Here is a 17,213-nt window from a genome sequence, read left to right as displayed (position 1 = left end):
CGTTTGGATCAAAGGCGGAAATTAGCAGCCCAGCAGAGACTGAATGATGAGTACATCTTGACGAGCAATTTGGATGGAATTTAAGGTCCATTATCGACATTTCGCCAAACCAATTTTGCGGGATTGCCAAATATCCGCTGCGGCAGTTGAAAGATCAGCGATGGTAAAGCGAGCCGCAGGCGCCCTGCTCAGTGCAATCCGGATCGATCATGGCTCATCACGCCTGCTCGCAACGCAGATCGTGTCATCTATCCGGGACATCATCCTTGCGGGCGGATTGCGGGCCGGAGACCGACTACCGGCCACACGCACGCTTGCCAATGACCTCGGCGTTTCACGAACCACCATGGTCGATGTGTTTGAGCGGCTGACTGCGGAGGGGTTACTGGAAGGCCGTACGGGCGCCGGCACCTTTGTCAGCCAATCCGTCCGGATCGGCACTCCGGCAGAAGAAACCGTAATGGATATCGCAAATGCCGGGACGGAGCCGCAAGCCGTCAGTGCATTTCCGAGCCCTGCTCCCGTCGGTTCCGCTTTTATCGAGCGTCTGCCCCATACCATCAGGGCGTTTACGACCGCCCTACCCGCCGTGGATATTTTTCCGATCGCGCAATGGACCCGACAGTCAAACAAGCACTGGCGCGAGCGGCGCGACGTGGTTCTCGGCTACGGCGACGCCTCCGGGTTCCCGCCGCTTCGACGCGCCATCGCAGCGCATCTGCGCGCAAACCAGGGCATCAATTGCCAGGACAGGCAGATCTTCATCACCAACGGGGCCCAGCACGCCTTCCACATCATCGGCTCGATGCTGCTGAACCGGGGGGACAAGGTCTGGTTCGAGAATCCGGGCGCGATCGGTGCTTACAATGCCTTGCTGGCGGCAGGCGGAGAGATGGTCCCGCTGCCGATAGACGATCAGGGCATGATGGTGTCGGAAGGGCTGCGACGGGCGCCTGACTTCCGGCTCGCCTTCGCGACACCGCTGCACCAGCAACCGCTCGGCGTGACCATGAGCCTGGAACGCCGCTTTGCCCTGCTGGAAGCCGCCGGAGCGGCCGATGCGTGGATCATCGAGGATGATTACGACGGCGAATTCTACTACGGGGATCACCCGATACCGACCCTGAAGAGCATCGATCATGCCGACCGCGTTTTCTATGTCGGCACCTTCAGCAAGACTCTGTTCCCCGCTCTCCGGCTTGGCTACATGCTGGTGCCGACCGCCTTCGTCGAGCGTCTCGAACATATGTTCGCCGCCTATCTGCCGAGTGCGCCCCTGAACCAGCAGGCAATCGTCGCGGGTTTCATGGATGAAGGCCATTTCGCGACCCACCTCCGGCGGATGCGGCGGATCTATACGGAGCGCTATCAGGTTCTGAAAACCTGTGCGGACCGGGAGCTCAACGGGCTGCTGAAACTCAAGCCGACCGATACAGGTCTTCACACAATTGCGCACCTGCCTGACGAACTTGACGAAAGTTTGGTCGCAGACGCAGCAGACGAGGCCGGCATCACGGTGACACCCTTCAGGCGGTATGCGACAGCCCCCCTCACCCTCAACGGCCTTGTGCTCGGCTTCAGCGGGGTTCCACCAAGCGATATTGAAGCAGGGTCCAGGGTCCTGGCGAATGTTCTCGACAATGCGTTTCGCGACAGCCGGAAGGCGAAGACAGTAAGGGTTTGAGAGTTGGAAGATCAGTTTGACTACATCATCGTCGGCGCCGGGTCGGCAGGATGTGCGCTTGCTGGGCGCCTCAGCGAGAACGGGCGGCACCGGGTGCTGCTGCTGGAAGCGGGTGGAGACGACCGGCGGTTCTGGATTCAGGTACCAATCGGCTATGGAAAATCCTTCTACGACCCGTCGGTGAACTGGATGTACATGACCGAGCCGGTACCGACGGCCGGAGGTCGCCCGAGTTACTGGCCGCGCGGCAAGGTACTTGGCGGCTCAAGTTCGATCAACGCGATGGTCTATATCCGCGGCCAGGCAGGAGACTTCAACGACTGGCGCGATGCGGGCAATCCCGGCTGGGGCTGGGATGACATCCTGCCTGTCTATCGCCGGATGGAAACCCACGAATGGGGCGAGAGCGTCTGGCACGGCGGCTCCGGGCCACTCCATGTCAGCGCCCCGAAGGACGACCTTCACCCGCTCTGCGAGGCTTATATCAAGGCAGGAGAAGAAGCCGGTCTGCCGCGCAACGATGATTTCAACGGCACCAGCCAGGAAGGCGTCGGCACTTATCACGTCACAACCCGGGACGGGCTGCGTATGTCCGCCGCCCGCGCCTATCTGTGGCCCGCCCGGAAACGCTCAAACCTGCGGGTCGAGAAACATGCAATGGCCGAGCGCCTGCTGTTTGACGGAACGCGCGCAACCGGCGTCGAATACAGATGCCGTGGGAAGCTGAAACGCGCGCATGCAAAAGCAGAGGTGATCGTCTCTGCCGGCGCGATCGGCAGCCCTCTGCTGCTGATGCGCTCCGGCATCGGTCCAGCGGAAGACCTGACGGCGGCCGGGGTCGAAGTTCTTATCGACCGTCCCGGCGTCGGACGGAACATGCAGGACCACTACATCGTCGACCAGACGCTGAAATCGAGGCTCCCGACTCTCAACAACACGCTGACGCCATGGTGGGGAAAGCTCTGGGCCGGATTGCAATATTTGACCGCGCGCCGCGGGCCGATGTCTCTCAGCCTCAATCAGGGCGGCGGGTTCTTCAAGACCCGTCCGGACCTCGACCGGCCCAACATGCAGCTTTATTTCTCACCACTGAGTTACCTGAAGGGCCCGCCGGGCAAACGCGCCCTGATGCATCCAGACCCCTTTGCGGGCTTCATCATGAGCATTTCGCCCTGCCGTCCGACCAGCCGGGGCTTTCTGCGCCTGCGTTCTGCGGGTCCCGACGCCGCGCCGGAAATTCATCCCAACTATCTGGCCACCGAGCATGACCTGCAGGACAATCTGGAAGGGCTTAAGTTCATGCGCCAGCTCACCGATACGCCGACAATGAAGGACATCGTGCTGGAGGAGCTTTTTCCCGGCCCCGATGTCGATAGCGACGAGACCATGCTCGATTATATCCGGACCAAGGGCGGCAGCGTCTTCCATCCGAGCAGCACTTGCATGATGGGCCCCAACGCACAGACCTGTGTCGTCGATCCAAGCCTGAAAGTGTATGGCGTTGAGAATCTACGTGTCGCCGATGCCTCGATCTTCCCGACCGTGACGTCCGGGAACATCAATGCGCCCTCGATCATGGTTGGCGAGAAGGCGAGCGACATCATTCTGGAGGCTGCGAAAAGCCCCTGATACCAAGATCTTCTATCGGAGCAGGCCGTCACCAATGTGCCTGCTCCGAAAAAAAACATCTCCGAAGAATGCATTCATTGACAGTGGGCAGGCCGCCGCATAGAAGGGGCGCTGCATACGTCGTGCGGTGGGTTTACCCGCTGTGTCGCTCCGGCGGAGGGGTGGCCGAGTGGCTGAAGGCGGCGGTTTGCTAAACCGTTATACTGGGAAACCGGTATCGAGAGTTCGAATCTCTTCCCCTCCGCCAGTTCTTCTTTCTATTCATTCCTTGAAATAGCCGGATGGCAACCGCTTCAGCGGATTGCCCAGGTCGTACCAGTCATCTCAGTCGCCGATGCCCAGCCTCGTCCATTTTGGCGGCAATTCATCGGCCTTAACGCCCTCGGAAAGCCAGGCATTCCAGGCCGCATCGATTCTGGCGTAGGTGCCATTGTTCCGAATTCTTTCGAGCCCTGAATCCAGAGCGTGAGCCAGTTTGACTGACAAGTGCCCGGCGATCCTGGAGAAGGATACGAAAAGATCGTACTCCACCAACTTGTGGGCAGGTACCGGTGACGGCTTGATTCGCTCCCAGTTCCAGCCGATCTGAAACTGCGCTACTTTCTCATAGACGACGGCGAAATCGGCTCGGCGGCGGGCCACCATTGCCAATGTCTGCATATCGGACTCAAGCGCAATTTTCCGGATTGAAGAACTTCGATCAAACGCATCCGTGTAGGTATAGCCGCGCACGACGGAAAAGCTGCGTGTCTCATACGCGTCCTCGGTGAAGGGCCCTGTCCAGTCAGGATGCGCGTAGACCAGAATCCTGCCGCGGAACAGCGGCTGGGAATGGAAAATGAACTTATTCTGATTGTCCGCCGAATTCGTTGTGTTGAAACACCCGATCTGACGTCCTGCCTGTACCTCGCGTATGCACCGCGCATAAGGCATTGCTACGAAGTTGACACGACAACCAACCGCACTGAACGCGGCAGAGACAATATCGAGTGAAAACCCTCTCAACTTGCCTTCGAACATCCCTGTGTATGTGAAGAAACTATCCTCGGCAGCGAGCGTAAATGCGGGAATGTCATCGCATAACTGGTCTTCGTCTGATTGCGCCACAGCGCTGGAGTGAAACGCCGCAAAGAAGAGAGCAACCGCCGTTGCCGCAACCGTCAACGGGTACCGTAACGTCCACCGCATCACACTCTGTCCGCGTGAGGTACACAACATCGCCACCAACCAGTTCGGAACTCATCACTCGGCCCGGTCAGTATAGCCCGCAGTTTCGAGCCAGCCCCGCAATTCTGCCATAAAACCATAAATATATTAAGTTCCCCGGAAGCCTAGCCCTGATTGATCCGGTCTTATACCGTAGCCGTCATTGTTGTGTTCAAGAGAGTCTCATTGGTCAACTCAAAGATCCCTTTTCGTCGCCGCTTGTCCGTCAGACAAGCTCAGATAGCCGTCTTTATCGCTCTGGCTATCGGGGCTGTATTCGCCATCATGCAAATTCTGCTCGATGCGCGGGACGAGCGTAAAAACCTGAGCGTTCATGCGAAATCCATTTTGGATTATGCAGGCCAGCCAGCGGCGCGCGCCGCTTACCGGCTGGACGATATCGGTGCCCAGGAACTGGTCGCCAGCCTGCTTAGCGACCCGGCACTCGTAAAAGCCAAAATTCTGGATGAAACCGGCCTTACGCTCGCCCGTGCGTCCAGAAGCCCAACAAAACCGCCATCGATTTTAGAGCAACTCCTGCTCGGGTCCGGAGTCGAGCTGTTCACCCGTGATTTACGAAATGAACAAGCGAACATCGACGTTGGAACTCTGATCATCGAACTCGATCCGGTAGCGGCGGCTCCGGGGTTCCAGCAACGGACTTGGAATGCCCTTGTGTCCGGCCTGTTGAAAAGCACACTCCTTGCCTTCCTTCTCACGATGATATTCCAACTGATCATTACCAAGCGCGTCACCCGGCTGGCAGAATCCTTTGCCAGGGCAGCGCGGTATCAACCGGGAACGGCGGCACGCGGCGATGAGCTGGATATGCTCGAAAACCGAGTTCTTCAATCGACAAATGCATTAGCCAAGGCCGTCATCGAGGCTGAGGCCGCGAACAAAGCCAAATCCGTCTTTCTCGCCAGCATGAGCCACGAAATGCGCACACCGCTCAATGCAATCATCGGCTATGCGGAGGCACTGGAAATGGGCATCGGCGCCGACAATACCGAGCGCCGGAACTCGTACCTGAAAAATATCTCCAGCGCCGGCAAACAACTGAATCGGTTGCTAGGAGATATCCTAGATTTCTCGAAGATCGAGGCAGGTTCCATCGAATTCGAGATTGAAGATGTCAGCCTGGCAGACATCATTCGAAGCGATATCCAACAACTGGAAGGGATTGCTGGCGAACGCCAAATCTCGCTGAAGACCGATATACAGTCTGAGGCAACAGTGCAGGCAGACCAATCGCGCCTACGGCAGATCCTTCTGAATTTCGTCACCAATGCCGCCAAATACAACGCATCCGGCGGCACGATTAGAGTCGGCGTAACAGCCCGGCCCGATGGTCGGCAACGCTTGTATGTCGAAGACAGTGGAAGCGGTATCCCGCCGGATCAGCTCCAGTCTATTTTCGAGCCGTTCGTCCGGGGTGACAATAACCTCCCCGACATTCCCGGAGCCGGCCTTGGTCTTGCCATCTGCAAAATGCTCGCGGAGGGCATGGGCGGGCGTATCGGCTGCGACAGCGTTCTGGCCAAAGGATCGACATTCTGGGTCGATCTGAAAACTTCGGATTTGGGTGAACTTTCCCAGGGAGACAGTGTCCCCCAATTAACTGAGGCGCTGTGACAGCCAAGTCGCGGAATGTAGGGCATCCTCCCGTTTAGGATCGGCTAGATAGGCTTCAAAAAAGTATTGGTGCCCCTTGTGTTTCGATACATCAAAGATATATCTATTTGTATCTTTGATAAATGGAACATGCCATCATGAGGCACAACGACAGACGATATCATCGAGATGAAGGCCATTCTGAACGGCAAGGGTCACGCGTAATACGCGGGCGTGGCGGTCGCCGTCCCAGGGTTCTCGACGGCGGCCAGCTCCGCCTGGTTCTATTGACCCTGATATCCCAGCGTGAACGGCATGGCTACGACCTGATCCGGGAAATCGAAGGTCAGACCGGAGGCGCTTATGCGCCAAGCCCCGGGGTGGTCTACCCGACACTTACGCTCCTCCTGGAGATGGATCTCATCTCGGAAGGCGAAACGGACGGCCCGAAGAAATTGTTTGAAATAACCGACGCGGGCCGGGCCCACCTGGAGGAGCTTGCAAGTGATGCCAGCGCGGCGATGTCCCGTATCGCCGCCATCGCCGAACGCCAGAGCCGCCTTGAGCCCGCGCCAATCCGCCGCGCGATGGAAAATCTCAAGACCGCGCTAAACGACAAGCTCGCTGAGAGCGGCATCGACAAGACAACCGTTCTCGCGGTTGCCGGACTGGTGGATGAAGCCGCCAGCAAGATCGAGCGACTTTGAATTGAACGGCACCCTTAGCTGTTAACTTGGACGCTGACGCGTGACCGTCCAATGCCGCGGCCAGCATAAGCCCGCCGCCATGCAGATCAAACTTATGCATCAAAATCGACGACGGTGACTCAAACGTCAGGACTAGGAGGCGCCCCCTCAACGGGTCAAGGCATCGGCCTCGCCAATCACCCAAATCACACTCCCGACCGACGCATGAGCGGGGCCGTGGCGGCCGGATCCGGACACGCCAACAAAAAACGGGCCGGTCGCATTGCGACCGGCCCGCAAGATCACGAAAGAATATGCTGCTCTAAAGCGCCCGGACATTCCCAAGGAACTGATCGATCTCGCCTTTGAGCTTGCGGTTCCGTTCGCTCAACTCGGCGACAACGGTCTGCTGACTCTCGGCAAGCTGGCCGGTCTCTCCGGCGGCGGCGGACACCGTCTCAACGACCTGGGCAACCGTCTGGGTACCGGAAGCTGCCTGTTCGATATTCTGTGCAATTTCATTGGTCGCGGCACCCTGCTCCTCAACCGCACTTGCAACCACGGCCGTCAGCTCATCGATCTTGTTGATCGTGTTCCCGATACCAAGCACCGCATCGGCGGCTGCACTGGTCTCGCTCTGGATCTCCGCGATTTTCTGACTGATCTCTTCAGTCGCCTTGCTGGTCTGGGTCGCCAAGCTCTTCACTTCGCTGGCAACAACCGCAAACCCTTTACCGGCCTCACCGGCCCGTGCAGCCTCAATGGTCGCGTTCAGAGCGAGCAAATTCGTCTGCTCCGCGATCTCATCAATGATCTGGATGACCTGACCAATACTTTCAGCCGCTTCATTCAGAGCTCCAACCCGCGCGTTGGTCGTCTCGACTTCCCCGACCGCGGCACGGGTCACCGTTGAAGCCTGGGCCATTTGCGAGGAGATCTCGTTGATCGACGAAGACAGCTCGGTCGTTGCAGACGCCACAGTCTGGATATTGGCGTTTGCTTCCTCGATCGCCGCCGCCGCATCCTGCGAGAGACCGGTTGTATTCTGGGCGTTGGCCGCCATCGTCTCGGACGAGACACGGACACTGTTGACAGCTTCTTCCACAATTTTCAGCGCGCTTACCATCTCGGCGTCGAAAGAACGGGTATAGCCCTCCATCTTCTGATGCCGCTCGCTCTCCTGCGCCTGCTGCTCAGCCTCGCGCGCTTTTTGCTCACGCTGCTCTAGGCCGTTGCGTTTGAAGACCTCGACGGCTGCCGCCATGCTCCCGATTTCGTCTTTCCGCTCTGTACCGGAAACCGTGATATCGAGATTGCCTTCAGCCATCTCGCCCATCAGTTCAGTCATGGAGCCAATCGGAGTCGCTATCGATCGGCTCATCGCAAAGGCCGAGACAACAGCAACAACAATAATCAGGGCAATTGAGACAATCATGGTTACGGTGAAGCTGGCGAGTGCCGCCGCGCGCTGTGCAACGGCACGGGAGGAGATGCCCGAAAGCTCCTGCTCCAGCTTCATCGCTGCTTCAGTGAAGCGATCGATCGCGATCTGGGGCTCACCGGTCACCTCAATGGCACGGGCCTGGTTCACCGTCAGATAGTTGCTCATAAGCCGGACCTGCTCTGCTGCATAAACGTCCAGCCATTCCGTGTAATCCAGAACGAGTGTATCCACGAGTTTGGCGACAGCCGGAATGTCCGCCGACTGCCCGCGAAGCGACGCAACAGCGGCATCGATCTTCGGAGACATCTGGTTGAATTGTTCCAGACCTGTCCGATCCCCCGTGAGGAGGTAGTAAAGCAGGCCCTGACGTTTCAGGGCAAAAGCCCGCTCATACTCGATATAGATATCACCGAGCTGATCGGCCTTCTGACTCTCGGCTTCCGCTGATTTGATTTGTTCCATGGCCGCAAAGGCCAGGATAGCTGTCAAAACCGTCATTGCGATAATGATGGAGAAGCTGAGCGCGAGTTTTCGCGAAATCTTGAGGTTCTGGAGAAAATTCATTTTATGTTTCCCTGGTAAACCGTTGGTCAGGCGGCGTCACATCAATCCCCGACGACGCGCCAACTCGCTCAGGTTGTACTCGACGGTAACCGCACCGATCGGCTTTCCATCTTTGGTCAAGGTCAAATTCACTTGGGTCCGCCACGTCTTGCTCTTCTCGTTGAATTCCGGCTCATCCACAAATACAGCTGTCGGACTGACGAGAAACGTCTTCTGGTACTTGGCTTCGTCTCCCTGCCAGAAATCGGACGTGATGGCGCTCTGCCCCACATTCAGACCAAAGGCATTCATGACGAAAATTTCCGTGAAAATTCCACCGGATGCTGCCTGGATCTGGGTCAAGTAAGTCGAAAGAGGGCTGCTGAGCGTGGCCGCGATCAACGGCTGGTCGGCGCTTTCTCTCTCAGCGCGCCAAGCTTTATCGAGCTCATCGATCTGTGCCTGCTCGACACCCTCATACAGCCGGTTATGCGCGGTGACGGACATTTCCACGACCGGATTGGAGAGCCAGTCCCGAATCTCAGAAATCGCTTTATCGTCCAGAATTTCCACAGGCGGAGGATTATTCTGCGCGAAGCTCTCCGATATCAGAAAGGGACACGCGACGATCAAAAGGGCGGCAAACCGCAAAAAGACCGTATTCATTGCAACCTCACATTCAAACCGTAATCCGACAGCCTGACTCTCAGGCAATTAGCGGTTAATAAACGCTGCGAGGAATTAAGAAACATTTAAACTAAGTCTAATTTTTCCCCGAAAAACACTCTTTAGTTTGTTTTTCCTAGGTTTTTGGTATTAATAAATTTTCATCATAGGATGATTTTTGTCTTCTCTCGCGAGCATCTCATTCACGTTAGAGAAATCCCATATGCGTGCTGATCCGTAACGTAAAAGCTCGACCGCAGCTCGACGCAACGGTCTGCTATATCGAAAGCTTTACGCTCAACACGCATGACCGGGCGGGACACGGCGCACCCCAACGCCGAAGCCGTCTCTTGATCAGCGGCAATCGCCCTGATGCTTTCCTCTGCACGGACGATCGCGATCCTGAAAGCTTGCTGATAAAGAGCGTAGAGCGCGTTGGGCAGCGGTGCACGCTGGTCCAGGCCGGGGAAAAGCACTGCTGGCACGACTGACTTCTCGTAAATCAGGCGCGCCCCGCTAATAGTCCGTACGCGGACGATTTCATGCACCTTTTCCGGCGCTCCGGACAATTGCCCCGCCTCACATGCCGCCGCCTTTCGCGATGACACGGTTTCCTCCGCCAGGTCCGGAATTGCTTGTGTTCCATCCGGATTTCGAAGCCTGAAAAACTGGAACAAGGCGTTTTCGGGCGTGCGGACGGCGACGAAACTCCCCACTCCCTGACGGCGCTTGATGATCCCTCTGCGCTCCAGTTCCTCCAGCGCTTTACGCGCGGTGCCCTGGCTTACCCCAAGCTCCGCTCCCAGATCATGTTCGCTCGGTAACATCGCCCCCGGCACCAGCTCACCCGAGATGATGCGGTCGATCAGCGTTCCGATCACGGTTTTGTAGAGCGGTTCAGTCATCTGGCTCGCCTGATCCCATCCAGCTTTCATCGCGGCATGGCCGCCATGTAGCAGATCGCAAAGCATCAGTCTTGTATAAGAATTCTCCTACATGTAATGACATAGGTTAACAAAACTCAAAAAATGAAACCGAGGGAGCTCACGAAATGACCAACATCCCCCAATTGCTGGTCCATAACCCGGACGACACGGTCGGTGTCGTCGTGGTGGAGGACCTGAAAGCCGGCACCGAGATGTTGTGCGTCGTCACGCACGACAATTCGGACTTCCGGCTGACCGCCAAGGCGGATATCCCCATTGGCCACAAGGTCGCCCTGAAGGATCTCAGCGCCGGCGATACGGTCATCAAATATGGCGAGGATATCGGCAAGATGGTCGGCAATGCCGGCGTCGGCGAGCACGTCCATACCCACAATATGAAAACCAAGAGGTGGTAGAGATGGCCGATCTTGCAAACACGAGCGTGAATGCCTGGCGCCGGGAAAACGGCCGCGTCGGCGTCCGCAACCACATCCTGATCCTGCCGGTCGACGATATTTCCAACGCCGCCTGCGAAGCCGTGACGAATAACGTCAAAGGCACCATGGCGATCCCGCACGCCTATGGCCGCCTGCAGTTCGGCGAGGACCTGGACCTGCATTTCCGGACCATCATCGGTACCGGCGCGAACCCGAACGTCGCCGCCGTTGTGGTAATCGGCATCGAGCCGGAATGGACCAAGGTGATCGTCGACGGCATCGCCAAGACCGGAAAGCCGGTTACCGGCTTCTCCATCGAGCAGAAGGGCGATTTTGAGACCATCCGGGCCGCTTCATGGCAGGCCAAGGAATATGTCCATTGGGCCACGGAACTGCAGAAGGAAGCCGTGCCGCTGACCGACATCTGGGTCTCGACCAAATGCGGCGAGAGCGACACCACGACGGGTCTCTCCTCCTGCCCGACTGTCGGCAACATGTACGACAAGCTGCTGCCGCACGGCCTCTATGGCTGCTTCGGGGAGACCTCGGAGATTACCGGCGGCGAGCATATCTGCGAGGCCCGCGCGGCAACGCCGGAGATTGGCGCCAAGTTCCGCAAGATCTGGCAGGCCTATCAGGACGACGTGATCTTCGCCCACCAGACGGACGATCTGTCGGACAGCCAGCCGACCAAGGGCAACATTCTCGGCGGCCTCACGACCATCGAGGAGAAAGCCCTCGGCAACCTGGAAAAGATCGGCCGGACATCGACCTATATCGACGCCATAGGCCCCGCAGAGACACCGGAGAAAGGTCCCGGGCTCTATTTCATGGACAGCTCATCGGCGGCGGCGGAGTGCGTCACCCTGATGGCGGCCGGCGGCTACGTCATCCACACCTTCCCGACGGGACAGGGCAACGTGGTCGGCAACCCGATCGTGCCGGTCGTCAAGATCTCCGGTAACCCGCGCACCCTGCGCACCATGTCGGAGCATATCGACGTGGACGTAACCGGCGTGCTGACCCGGGAAATGACCATCGACGAGGCCGGGGATTCCCTGATCGACATGATCATCCGGACCGCGAACGGCCGGAATACGGCGGCGGAAGCTCTCGGCCACCGGGAGTTCTCCATGACGAAGCTTTACCGCTCGGCCTGACGGTCCTCCATTTCACCGAGAAAGCCGGCCTCAACCGAGGCCGGCCTTTTCGTTCGCGCCGCGCGTGCACGGCAGTCTTGGTCGGCCGGACGATTGATCCAACTCCGGCCGCGCGTCATCATTCCGCAAAATGATGGGAGCGAAACATGCGCGAAGACGCAGCCGGTAAAAGCACGGCAAAACAGACTGACGCCGAGCGCTATGATGCACTGATCATCGGCGCCGGGTTCACTGGCCTCTACCAGTTGTATTCTCTGCGTGACCGGCTTGGCCTGAATGCGCAAGTACTGGAAGCGGCGGACGGGGTTGGCGGCACCTGGTACTGGAACCGTTATCCCGGCGCACGCTGCGACAGCGAGAGCCATTCCTACTGCTACTATTTCTCCAAGGAACTGGTCACCGAGTGGGAATGGTCGGAGCGTTATCCGGGTCAGGAAGAAATCCGGCACTACCTCAACCACGTCGCCGACCGCTTCGATCTGCGCAAGGACATCCGCCTCGGAGACCGGGTCATTTCCGCCCGTTTCGACGATGCCGAAACCCTGTGGCATGTCACGACAGAGGCCGGCAGGCAGTATGAAGCACAATTCCTGATTACCGGCGTCGGCTGCCTGTCATCGGCAAACGTCCCCGACATTCCGGGGCTCGATGACTTCAAGGGCGACTGGTATCACACCGGCTCCTGGCCGCATGAAGGCGTCGATTTCACCGGCAAGCGCGTCGGTCAGATAGGCACCGGATCGACCGGCATCCAGAGCGCGCCCGTCATCGCAGAAGCGGCTAAACACCTGACCGTGTTCCAGCGCACCGCCAATTACAGCATTCCGGCCCGCAACGGCCCGCTGAGCGAGGATTTCAAGCGCTATACCAAGGAGCATAGCGACGAGATCCACGAGACCATGCTGGCAGGCCCGAACGGTCACCCGTTCCGGATCGAGGACCGCCCCGTCGCCAGTGTCACACCTGACGAGCAACGGGAGATTTACGAAGCTGCCTGGGAAAAAGGCGGCCTGCGTTTCCGTTCCGTCTTCAAGGATCTGCTGACGAGCAAGCCCGCGAACGATACCGCCGCAGCATTCATCAAGACGAAGATCCGGGCGGTCGTGAAAGACCCGGAAACCGCCGCCCTGCTCTCCACCATCGATCATCCCTTCGCAACCAAGCGGCCGCCAGTCGACAGCCACTATTTCGAGACCTTCAATCGGGACAATGTCAGCCTGGTCGACATCAAGACCAATCCGATCACGCGGATCACGCCGACCGGTATCGAGACCACCGCCGGCCACCACGATCTCGACATCATCGTTTTCGCAACGGGCTTCGATGCCATCAGCGGTCCGCTGCTCGCCATGGACATTCGGGGCAAGAACGGCGTCACGCTGAAAGAGCAATGGGCCGAGGGACCAAAGACCTATCTCGGACTTCAGGTCGCGGGCTTCCCCAATCTGTTCACGGTCACGGGGCCCGGCAGCCCGTCGGTCCTGACCAACATGCCGGTCGCCATCGAGCAGCATGTGGACTGGATCACCGACTGCATCGACACGCTTCTGAAGAACGGCAAGAGCCGTATCGAGACAACGCCGGAAGCGGCGGAAGAATGGGTTGGGGAGACCACCGCGGCAGCCAATGCCACCCTGCTGCCTCAAGCCAACTCCTCCTGGTATCTGGGCGCTAACGTCCCCGGAAAACCACGCGTTTTCATGCCTTACGCCGGAGGCATGGCGCATTACCGCAAGCGCTGCAACGATGTCGCGGCGGACGGATACAAAGGGTTTGTGCTTAGTTGAGCCGCGTGGTTGTCAGCGTCATATATTCCCCCCGTCGACCTTGAATTCCTGGCCGGTGCATCCGCGTGATGCGTTCGAGGCCAGGAACAGCACCATCTCGGCAACATCGTCCGCCTGCATGGGACGCTTGATGCACTGGCGGGCGATTATATCGCGCTTGGTCTCTTCGTCGATCCAGTCCCGAAGCTGGCGCTCGGTCAGGATGGCGCCCGGCACGACCGAGTTGACGCGGACGCCCGCTTCACCGAAGTCGCGCGCGAGGGAGCGTGTCAGACCGAAAGCCGCGGCCTTGCAGGAGGAATAGACTGCCAGGTTCTTCACGCCTTGAGTCGGTGCGATCGAGCCAAAATTGATGATCGATCCTCCGCCATTTCCGGACATGATCCCGTAGGCTGCCTGTGCGGCAAAAAACTGATGCTTCAGGTTTACCGCAACGATTGCCTCCCAATCCTCCTCCGTTACCTCTTCCGCAATGAAGCGCTTGTCGTTAGCGGCATTATTGACCAGCGCGCAGAGTGAGCCTGTCGCATCTGCAGCCCGGGTGATCGCGCTTTTCAATTCTGCCGTGTCGGTCACATCGCAGCGGTGAAAAAAGGGCACATTCCCCGTTTTCCCGGCCAGGTGGTGCATCAGTTCTTCAGCAGCCTCGACATCGATATCAACGAAATAGGTGTGTGCGCCCTGCACGGAAAACGCTTCGACGATTGCCGCGCCGATCCCCGTCGCGCCGCCGCTGACAAAGACCGCCTGCCCTTCCAGATCCGGATAACGTGTCTGATATGCGGTCATCTCAACAGCTCCTCATCAAGCCACCCTCTCGACAAGACCAGAAGGCAGTCATGCAGCTTAAGGACACTAAAAGAAACGGCCCCGGTCAGTAAATTATTGACGGTGAAAAAGGCTTGCGGCAACATATTTTTTGATCATAAAAATAAATTAAATGGCGAGTTAAAGCCATCTCATAAGGGAGGAATAAAAATGAGGGTACGTTTCCCCAAGATAGTTGCTTTCGGGACACTGGTTCTCGGCGGAATGATCGCTGCAACTCAGCCCGTCAATGCAGCCGACCTTGTTGTCGGCGTCAGTTGGTCAAACTTCCAGGAAGAACGCTGGAAAACCGACGAGGCGGCGATTAAGGGTGCGCTCGACATGGCCGGTGCCGAATATATCAGCACGGACGCGCAGAGCTCGACGGCCAAGCAGCTCTCCGACGTTGAAAGCCTGATCGCCCGCGGCGCCAATGCCCTGATCATCCTGGCTCAGGACGCTTCCGCCGTGACACCAGCGATCAGGAAAGCGGCAGCCGAAGGCATACCGGTGGTCGGTTACGATCGCCTGATCGATGACCCGGACGCATTCTACATCACATTCGACAATATCGAGGTCGGGCGCATGCAGGCCCGCGCGGTGTATGCGTCTCAGCCGAAGGGCAACTTTGTCTTCATCAAGGGAAGCCCGCAGGACCCGAACGCGGACTTCCTGCATGACGGCCAGATCGAAGTCCTGAAAGCCGCGATCGACAAAGGCGACATCAAGGTTGTCGGAAATCAGTATACCGACGGCTGGCTGCCGGCGAACGCCCAGCGCAACATGGAGCAGATCCTCACCGCGAATGACAACAAGGTCGATGCTGTGGTCGCGTCCAACGACGGCACTGCTGGCGGTGTTGTCGCCGCGCTGACGGCGCAGGGCCTTGATGGCATTCCCGTTTCCGGCCAGGACGGCGACCACGCGGCTCTCAACCGCGTTGCGCTCGGAACGCAAACGGTTTCGGTCTGGAAAGACGCGCGCGAACTCGGCAAGCGCGCCGCTGAGATCGCCGTGGAACTTGCCAAGGGCGAGGACGCCTCGAAGGTTTCGGGCGCAGTGCAATGGACGAGCCCGAACGGAAAGACCCTGAATTCGCTCTTCCTTGCGCCTGTGCCGATCACCCGGGACAAGCTGAATATCGTGATCGATGCCGGCTGGGTGTCGAAAGACGTGGTCTGCAAAGGCGTCAAGAGCGGCCCGGTTGCCGCCTGCAACTGATTCAACCCTGTCCACTGGCCGGCACCACCAGGTGCCGGTCTTTTCTTCTTTACGAACTGGATGGGCTGGATGGGCGACCGCGTTCAATCACTCTCTGACACGGAACAATCCAAGACGCCGGCATCCTCCGGAACCAGCGGCGGCATCACCGGTATGGTGCGCACAATGGAACTCGACCTTCGCCTGCTCGGCATGGTCGGTGCCCTCCTGCTCATCTGGATTGTGCTGGATCTGCTGACTGGCGGGCGGTTCATTACCCCGCGCAACCTCTTCAATCTTTCCGTCCAGACAGCATCGGTCGCGGTCATGGCGACCGGCATGGTGTTCGTTATCGTGACGCGCCATATCGACCTCTCCGTCGGCTCCGTTCTCGGCGTCATCGCTATGGTCATGGGGGTCGTCCAGACCGAAGTCCTGCCGGAGTTCCTGGGCTTCAATCATCCGGCAAACTGGATCATCACGATCCTTGTCGGGCTCTGCCTCGGGCTTCTGATCGGCGGCCTTCAGGGTTATGTGATCGGATACCTTGCCGTGCCCGCTTTCATCGTCACGCTCGGCGGACTGCTGATCTGGCGCGGCGCCGCATGGTGGGTCACGACCGGCCGCACTGTGGCTCCGCTGGATTCGACCTTCATCCTGTTCGGCGGCGGTGTCGCCGGTACCATGGGCGAGACTGCCAGCTGGATATTCGGAGCGATCATGGCCGCGCTGGTAATCTACGGAATCCTGAGAGGGCGGCGCAGGCGCCAGCTCTTCGATTTCCCGCTGAAACCGCTCTGGGCTGACTGGCTGAATATCGGCGTGCTGACATTGGCCATCTTCGGGTTCGTCGCCGCTATGAATGCCTATCCGGTCCCTGCCCGCGCCGCCAAGCGGCTGGCTGAAGCAAAGGGCTGGGAAATCCCAGAGGGCGGTTTGGAGCTGATGCACGGGATCGCTATTCCGGTTGTCATCGTTGCCCTGATCGCAATCGCGATGACCATCGTCGCCCGGCGCACAAAGTTCGGGCGCTATGTGTTTGCCATCGGCGGTAACCCGCAAGCGGCGGAACTCTCAGGCATCGATACCCGCCGCATGACCCTCTACATTTTCACATTGATGGGCGGGCTGTGTGCCATCTCGGCTGTCATCGCTTCCGCGCGGCTGCAATCGGCGGCCAATGATCTCGGCACGCTTGACGAGCTGCGCGTCATTGCCGCCGCCGTGATCGGCGGCACATCCCTCGCCGGGGGCATCGGCACGATCTATGGGGCAATCCTCGGTGCGCTCGTCATGCAAAGCCTGCAAAGCGGGATGGCCCTGATCGGCACCAACACGTCGCTGCAATCCATTGTCATCGGCTTTGTACTTATTCTCGCGGTCTGGGTCGATCAGGTCTACCGCCGCCGGATCGGGGAGTGAAC

14 protein-coding genes and 1 tRNA gene are annotated in these 17,213 nt (G+C 58.6%); 10 read left to right on the top strand and 5 right to left on the bottom strand.

Features of this window, described 5'->3' with window-relative positions; translation table 11 throughout:
* The first annotated feature begins 160 nt into the window (after positions 1-160).
* The 3 genes from VOI22_RS04140 (at position 161) to VOI22_RS04130 (ending at position 3,560) form a co-directional block, all read left to right on the top strand.
* Positions 161-1,684 carry a PLP-dependent aminotransferase family protein gene (locus tag VOI22_RS04140; protein ID WP_323795309.1) on the top strand — a complete coding sequence of 508 codons (1,524 nt, stop codon included), beginning with the start codon at positions 161-163 and terminating at the stop codon, positions 1,682-1,684.
* Positions 1,685-1,687: 3 nt separating this feature from the next.
* Positions 1,688-3,313, top strand: a complete 1,626-nt coding sequence (locus VOI22_RS04135; RefSeq protein ID WP_323795308.1) for a GMC family oxidoreductase — start codon at positions 1,688-1,690, stop codon at positions 3,311-3,313.
* A 155-nt stretch (positions 3,314-3,468) separates the two neighbouring features.
* Positions 3,469-3,560: transfer RNA gene (locus tag VOI22_RS04130), tRNA-Ser, on the top strand.
* A 77-nt stretch (positions 3,561-3,637) separates the two neighbouring features.
* On the opposite strand, the gene VOI22_RS04125 is transcribed toward VOI22_RS04130, so the two are convergent.
* Positions 3,638-4,477 (bottom strand): ABC transporter substrate-binding protein, encoded by an 840-nt coding sequence (locus VOI22_RS04125; RefSeq protein ID WP_323795307.1) that lies wholly within the window; start codon positions 4,475-4,477, stop codon positions 3,638-3,640.
* Positions 4,478-4,705: 228 nt separating this feature from the next.
* Between VOI22_RS04125 and VOI22_RS04120 the strand changes: the two genes are divergently transcribed.
* Entirely contained in the window at positions 4,706-6,154 is a 1,449-nt protein-coding gene (locus tag VOI22_RS04120) for a sensor histidine kinase (RefSeq protein WP_323795306.1), read from the top strand.
* 137 nt (positions 6,155-6,291) lie between these two features.
* Positions 6,292-6,840: a PadR family transcriptional regulator gene (locus VOI22_RS04115; protein ID WP_323795305.1), complete on the top strand. Its 549-nt coding sequence runs from the start codon at positions 6,292-6,294 to the stop codon at positions 6,838-6,840.
* Positions 6,841-7,141: 301 nt separating this feature from the next.
* Here VOI22_RS04115 and VOI22_RS04110 read toward each other — a convergent pair whose 3' ends face one another.
* The 3 genes from VOI22_RS04110 to VOI22_RS04100 form a co-directional block, all read right to left on the bottom strand.
* The gene (locus tag VOI22_RS04110) at positions 7,142-8,827 is read right to left on the bottom strand and encodes a methyl-accepting chemotaxis protein (RefSeq protein ID WP_323795304.1); all 1,686 of its coding nucleotides are present in this window, start codon (positions 8,825-8,827) and stop codon (positions 7,142-7,144) included.
* A gap of 36 nt (positions 8,828-8,863) precedes the next feature.
* Positions 8,864-9,472, bottom strand: coding sequence for a hypothetical protein (locus tag VOI22_RS04105; protein ID WP_323795303.1), 609 nt, complete (start codon positions 9,470-9,472; stop codon positions 8,864-8,866).
* 203 nt (positions 9,473-9,675) lie between these two features.
* Positions 9,676-10,377: a GntR family transcriptional regulator gene (locus tag VOI22_RS04100; protein WP_323795302.1), complete on the bottom strand. Its 702-nt coding sequence runs from the start codon at positions 10,375-10,377 to the stop codon at positions 9,676-9,678.
* A 146-nt stretch (positions 10,378-10,523) separates the two neighbouring features.
* Between VOI22_RS04100 and VOI22_RS04095 the strand changes: the two genes are divergently transcribed.
* The 3 genes from VOI22_RS04095 to VOI22_RS04085 all read left to right on the top strand — a co-directional run bounded on the left by VOI22_RS04095 (position 10,524) and on the right by VOI22_RS04085 (position 13,782).
* Positions 10,524-10,814 carry a UxaA family hydrolase gene (locus tag VOI22_RS04095; protein WP_028465236.1) on the top strand — a complete coding sequence of 97 codons (291 nt, stop codon included), beginning with the start codon at positions 10,524-10,526 and terminating at the stop codon, positions 10,812-10,814.
* Between the two features lie 2 nt (positions 10,815-10,816).
* Positions 10,817-11,995 (top strand): UxaA family hydrolase, encoded by a 1,179-nt coding sequence (locus VOI22_RS04090; RefSeq protein WP_323795301.1) that lies wholly within the window; start codon positions 10,817-10,819, stop codon positions 11,993-11,995.
* A gap of 146 nt (positions 11,996-12,141) precedes the next feature.
* Positions 12,142-13,782 (top strand): NAD(P)/FAD-dependent oxidoreductase, encoded by a 1,641-nt coding sequence (locus VOI22_RS04085; RefSeq protein ID WP_323795300.1) that lies wholly within the window; start codon positions 12,142-12,144, stop codon positions 13,780-13,782.
* Between the two features lie 18 nt (positions 13,783-13,800).
* Here VOI22_RS04085 and VOI22_RS04080 read toward each other — a convergent pair whose 3' ends face one another.
* Positions 13,801-14,571 (bottom strand): SDR family oxidoreductase, encoded by a 771-nt coding sequence (locus VOI22_RS04080; protein WP_323795299.1) that lies wholly within the window; start codon positions 14,569-14,571, stop codon positions 13,801-13,803.
* Between the two features lie 189 nt (positions 14,572-14,760).
* Between VOI22_RS04080 and xylF the strand changes: the two genes are divergently transcribed.
* On the top strand, positions 14,761-15,810 hold the full coding sequence (gene xylF / locus VOI22_RS04075; protein ID WP_323795298.1) for a D-xylose ABC transporter substrate-binding protein: 1,050 nt from the start codon (positions 14,761-14,763) through the stop codon (positions 15,808-15,810).
* Between the two features lie 69 nt (positions 15,811-15,879).
* Positions 15,880-17,211 (top strand): sugar ABC transporter permease, encoded by a 1,332-nt coding sequence (locus VOI22_RS04070; RefSeq protein WP_323795297.1) that lies wholly within the window; start codon positions 15,880-15,882, stop codon positions 17,209-17,211.
* The last annotated feature ends 2 nt before the right edge of the window (positions 17,212-17,213 follow it).

Origin of the sequence: Nisaea sp., from assembly GCF_034670185.1 — a bacterium.
Taxonomy (GTDB): Bacteria; Pseudomonadota; Alphaproteobacteria; order Thalassobaculales; family Thalassobaculaceae; genus Nisaea.
Note: the sequence above shows the minus strand (reverse complement) of the source record. Positions and strands in the feature narration are given on the sequence as shown.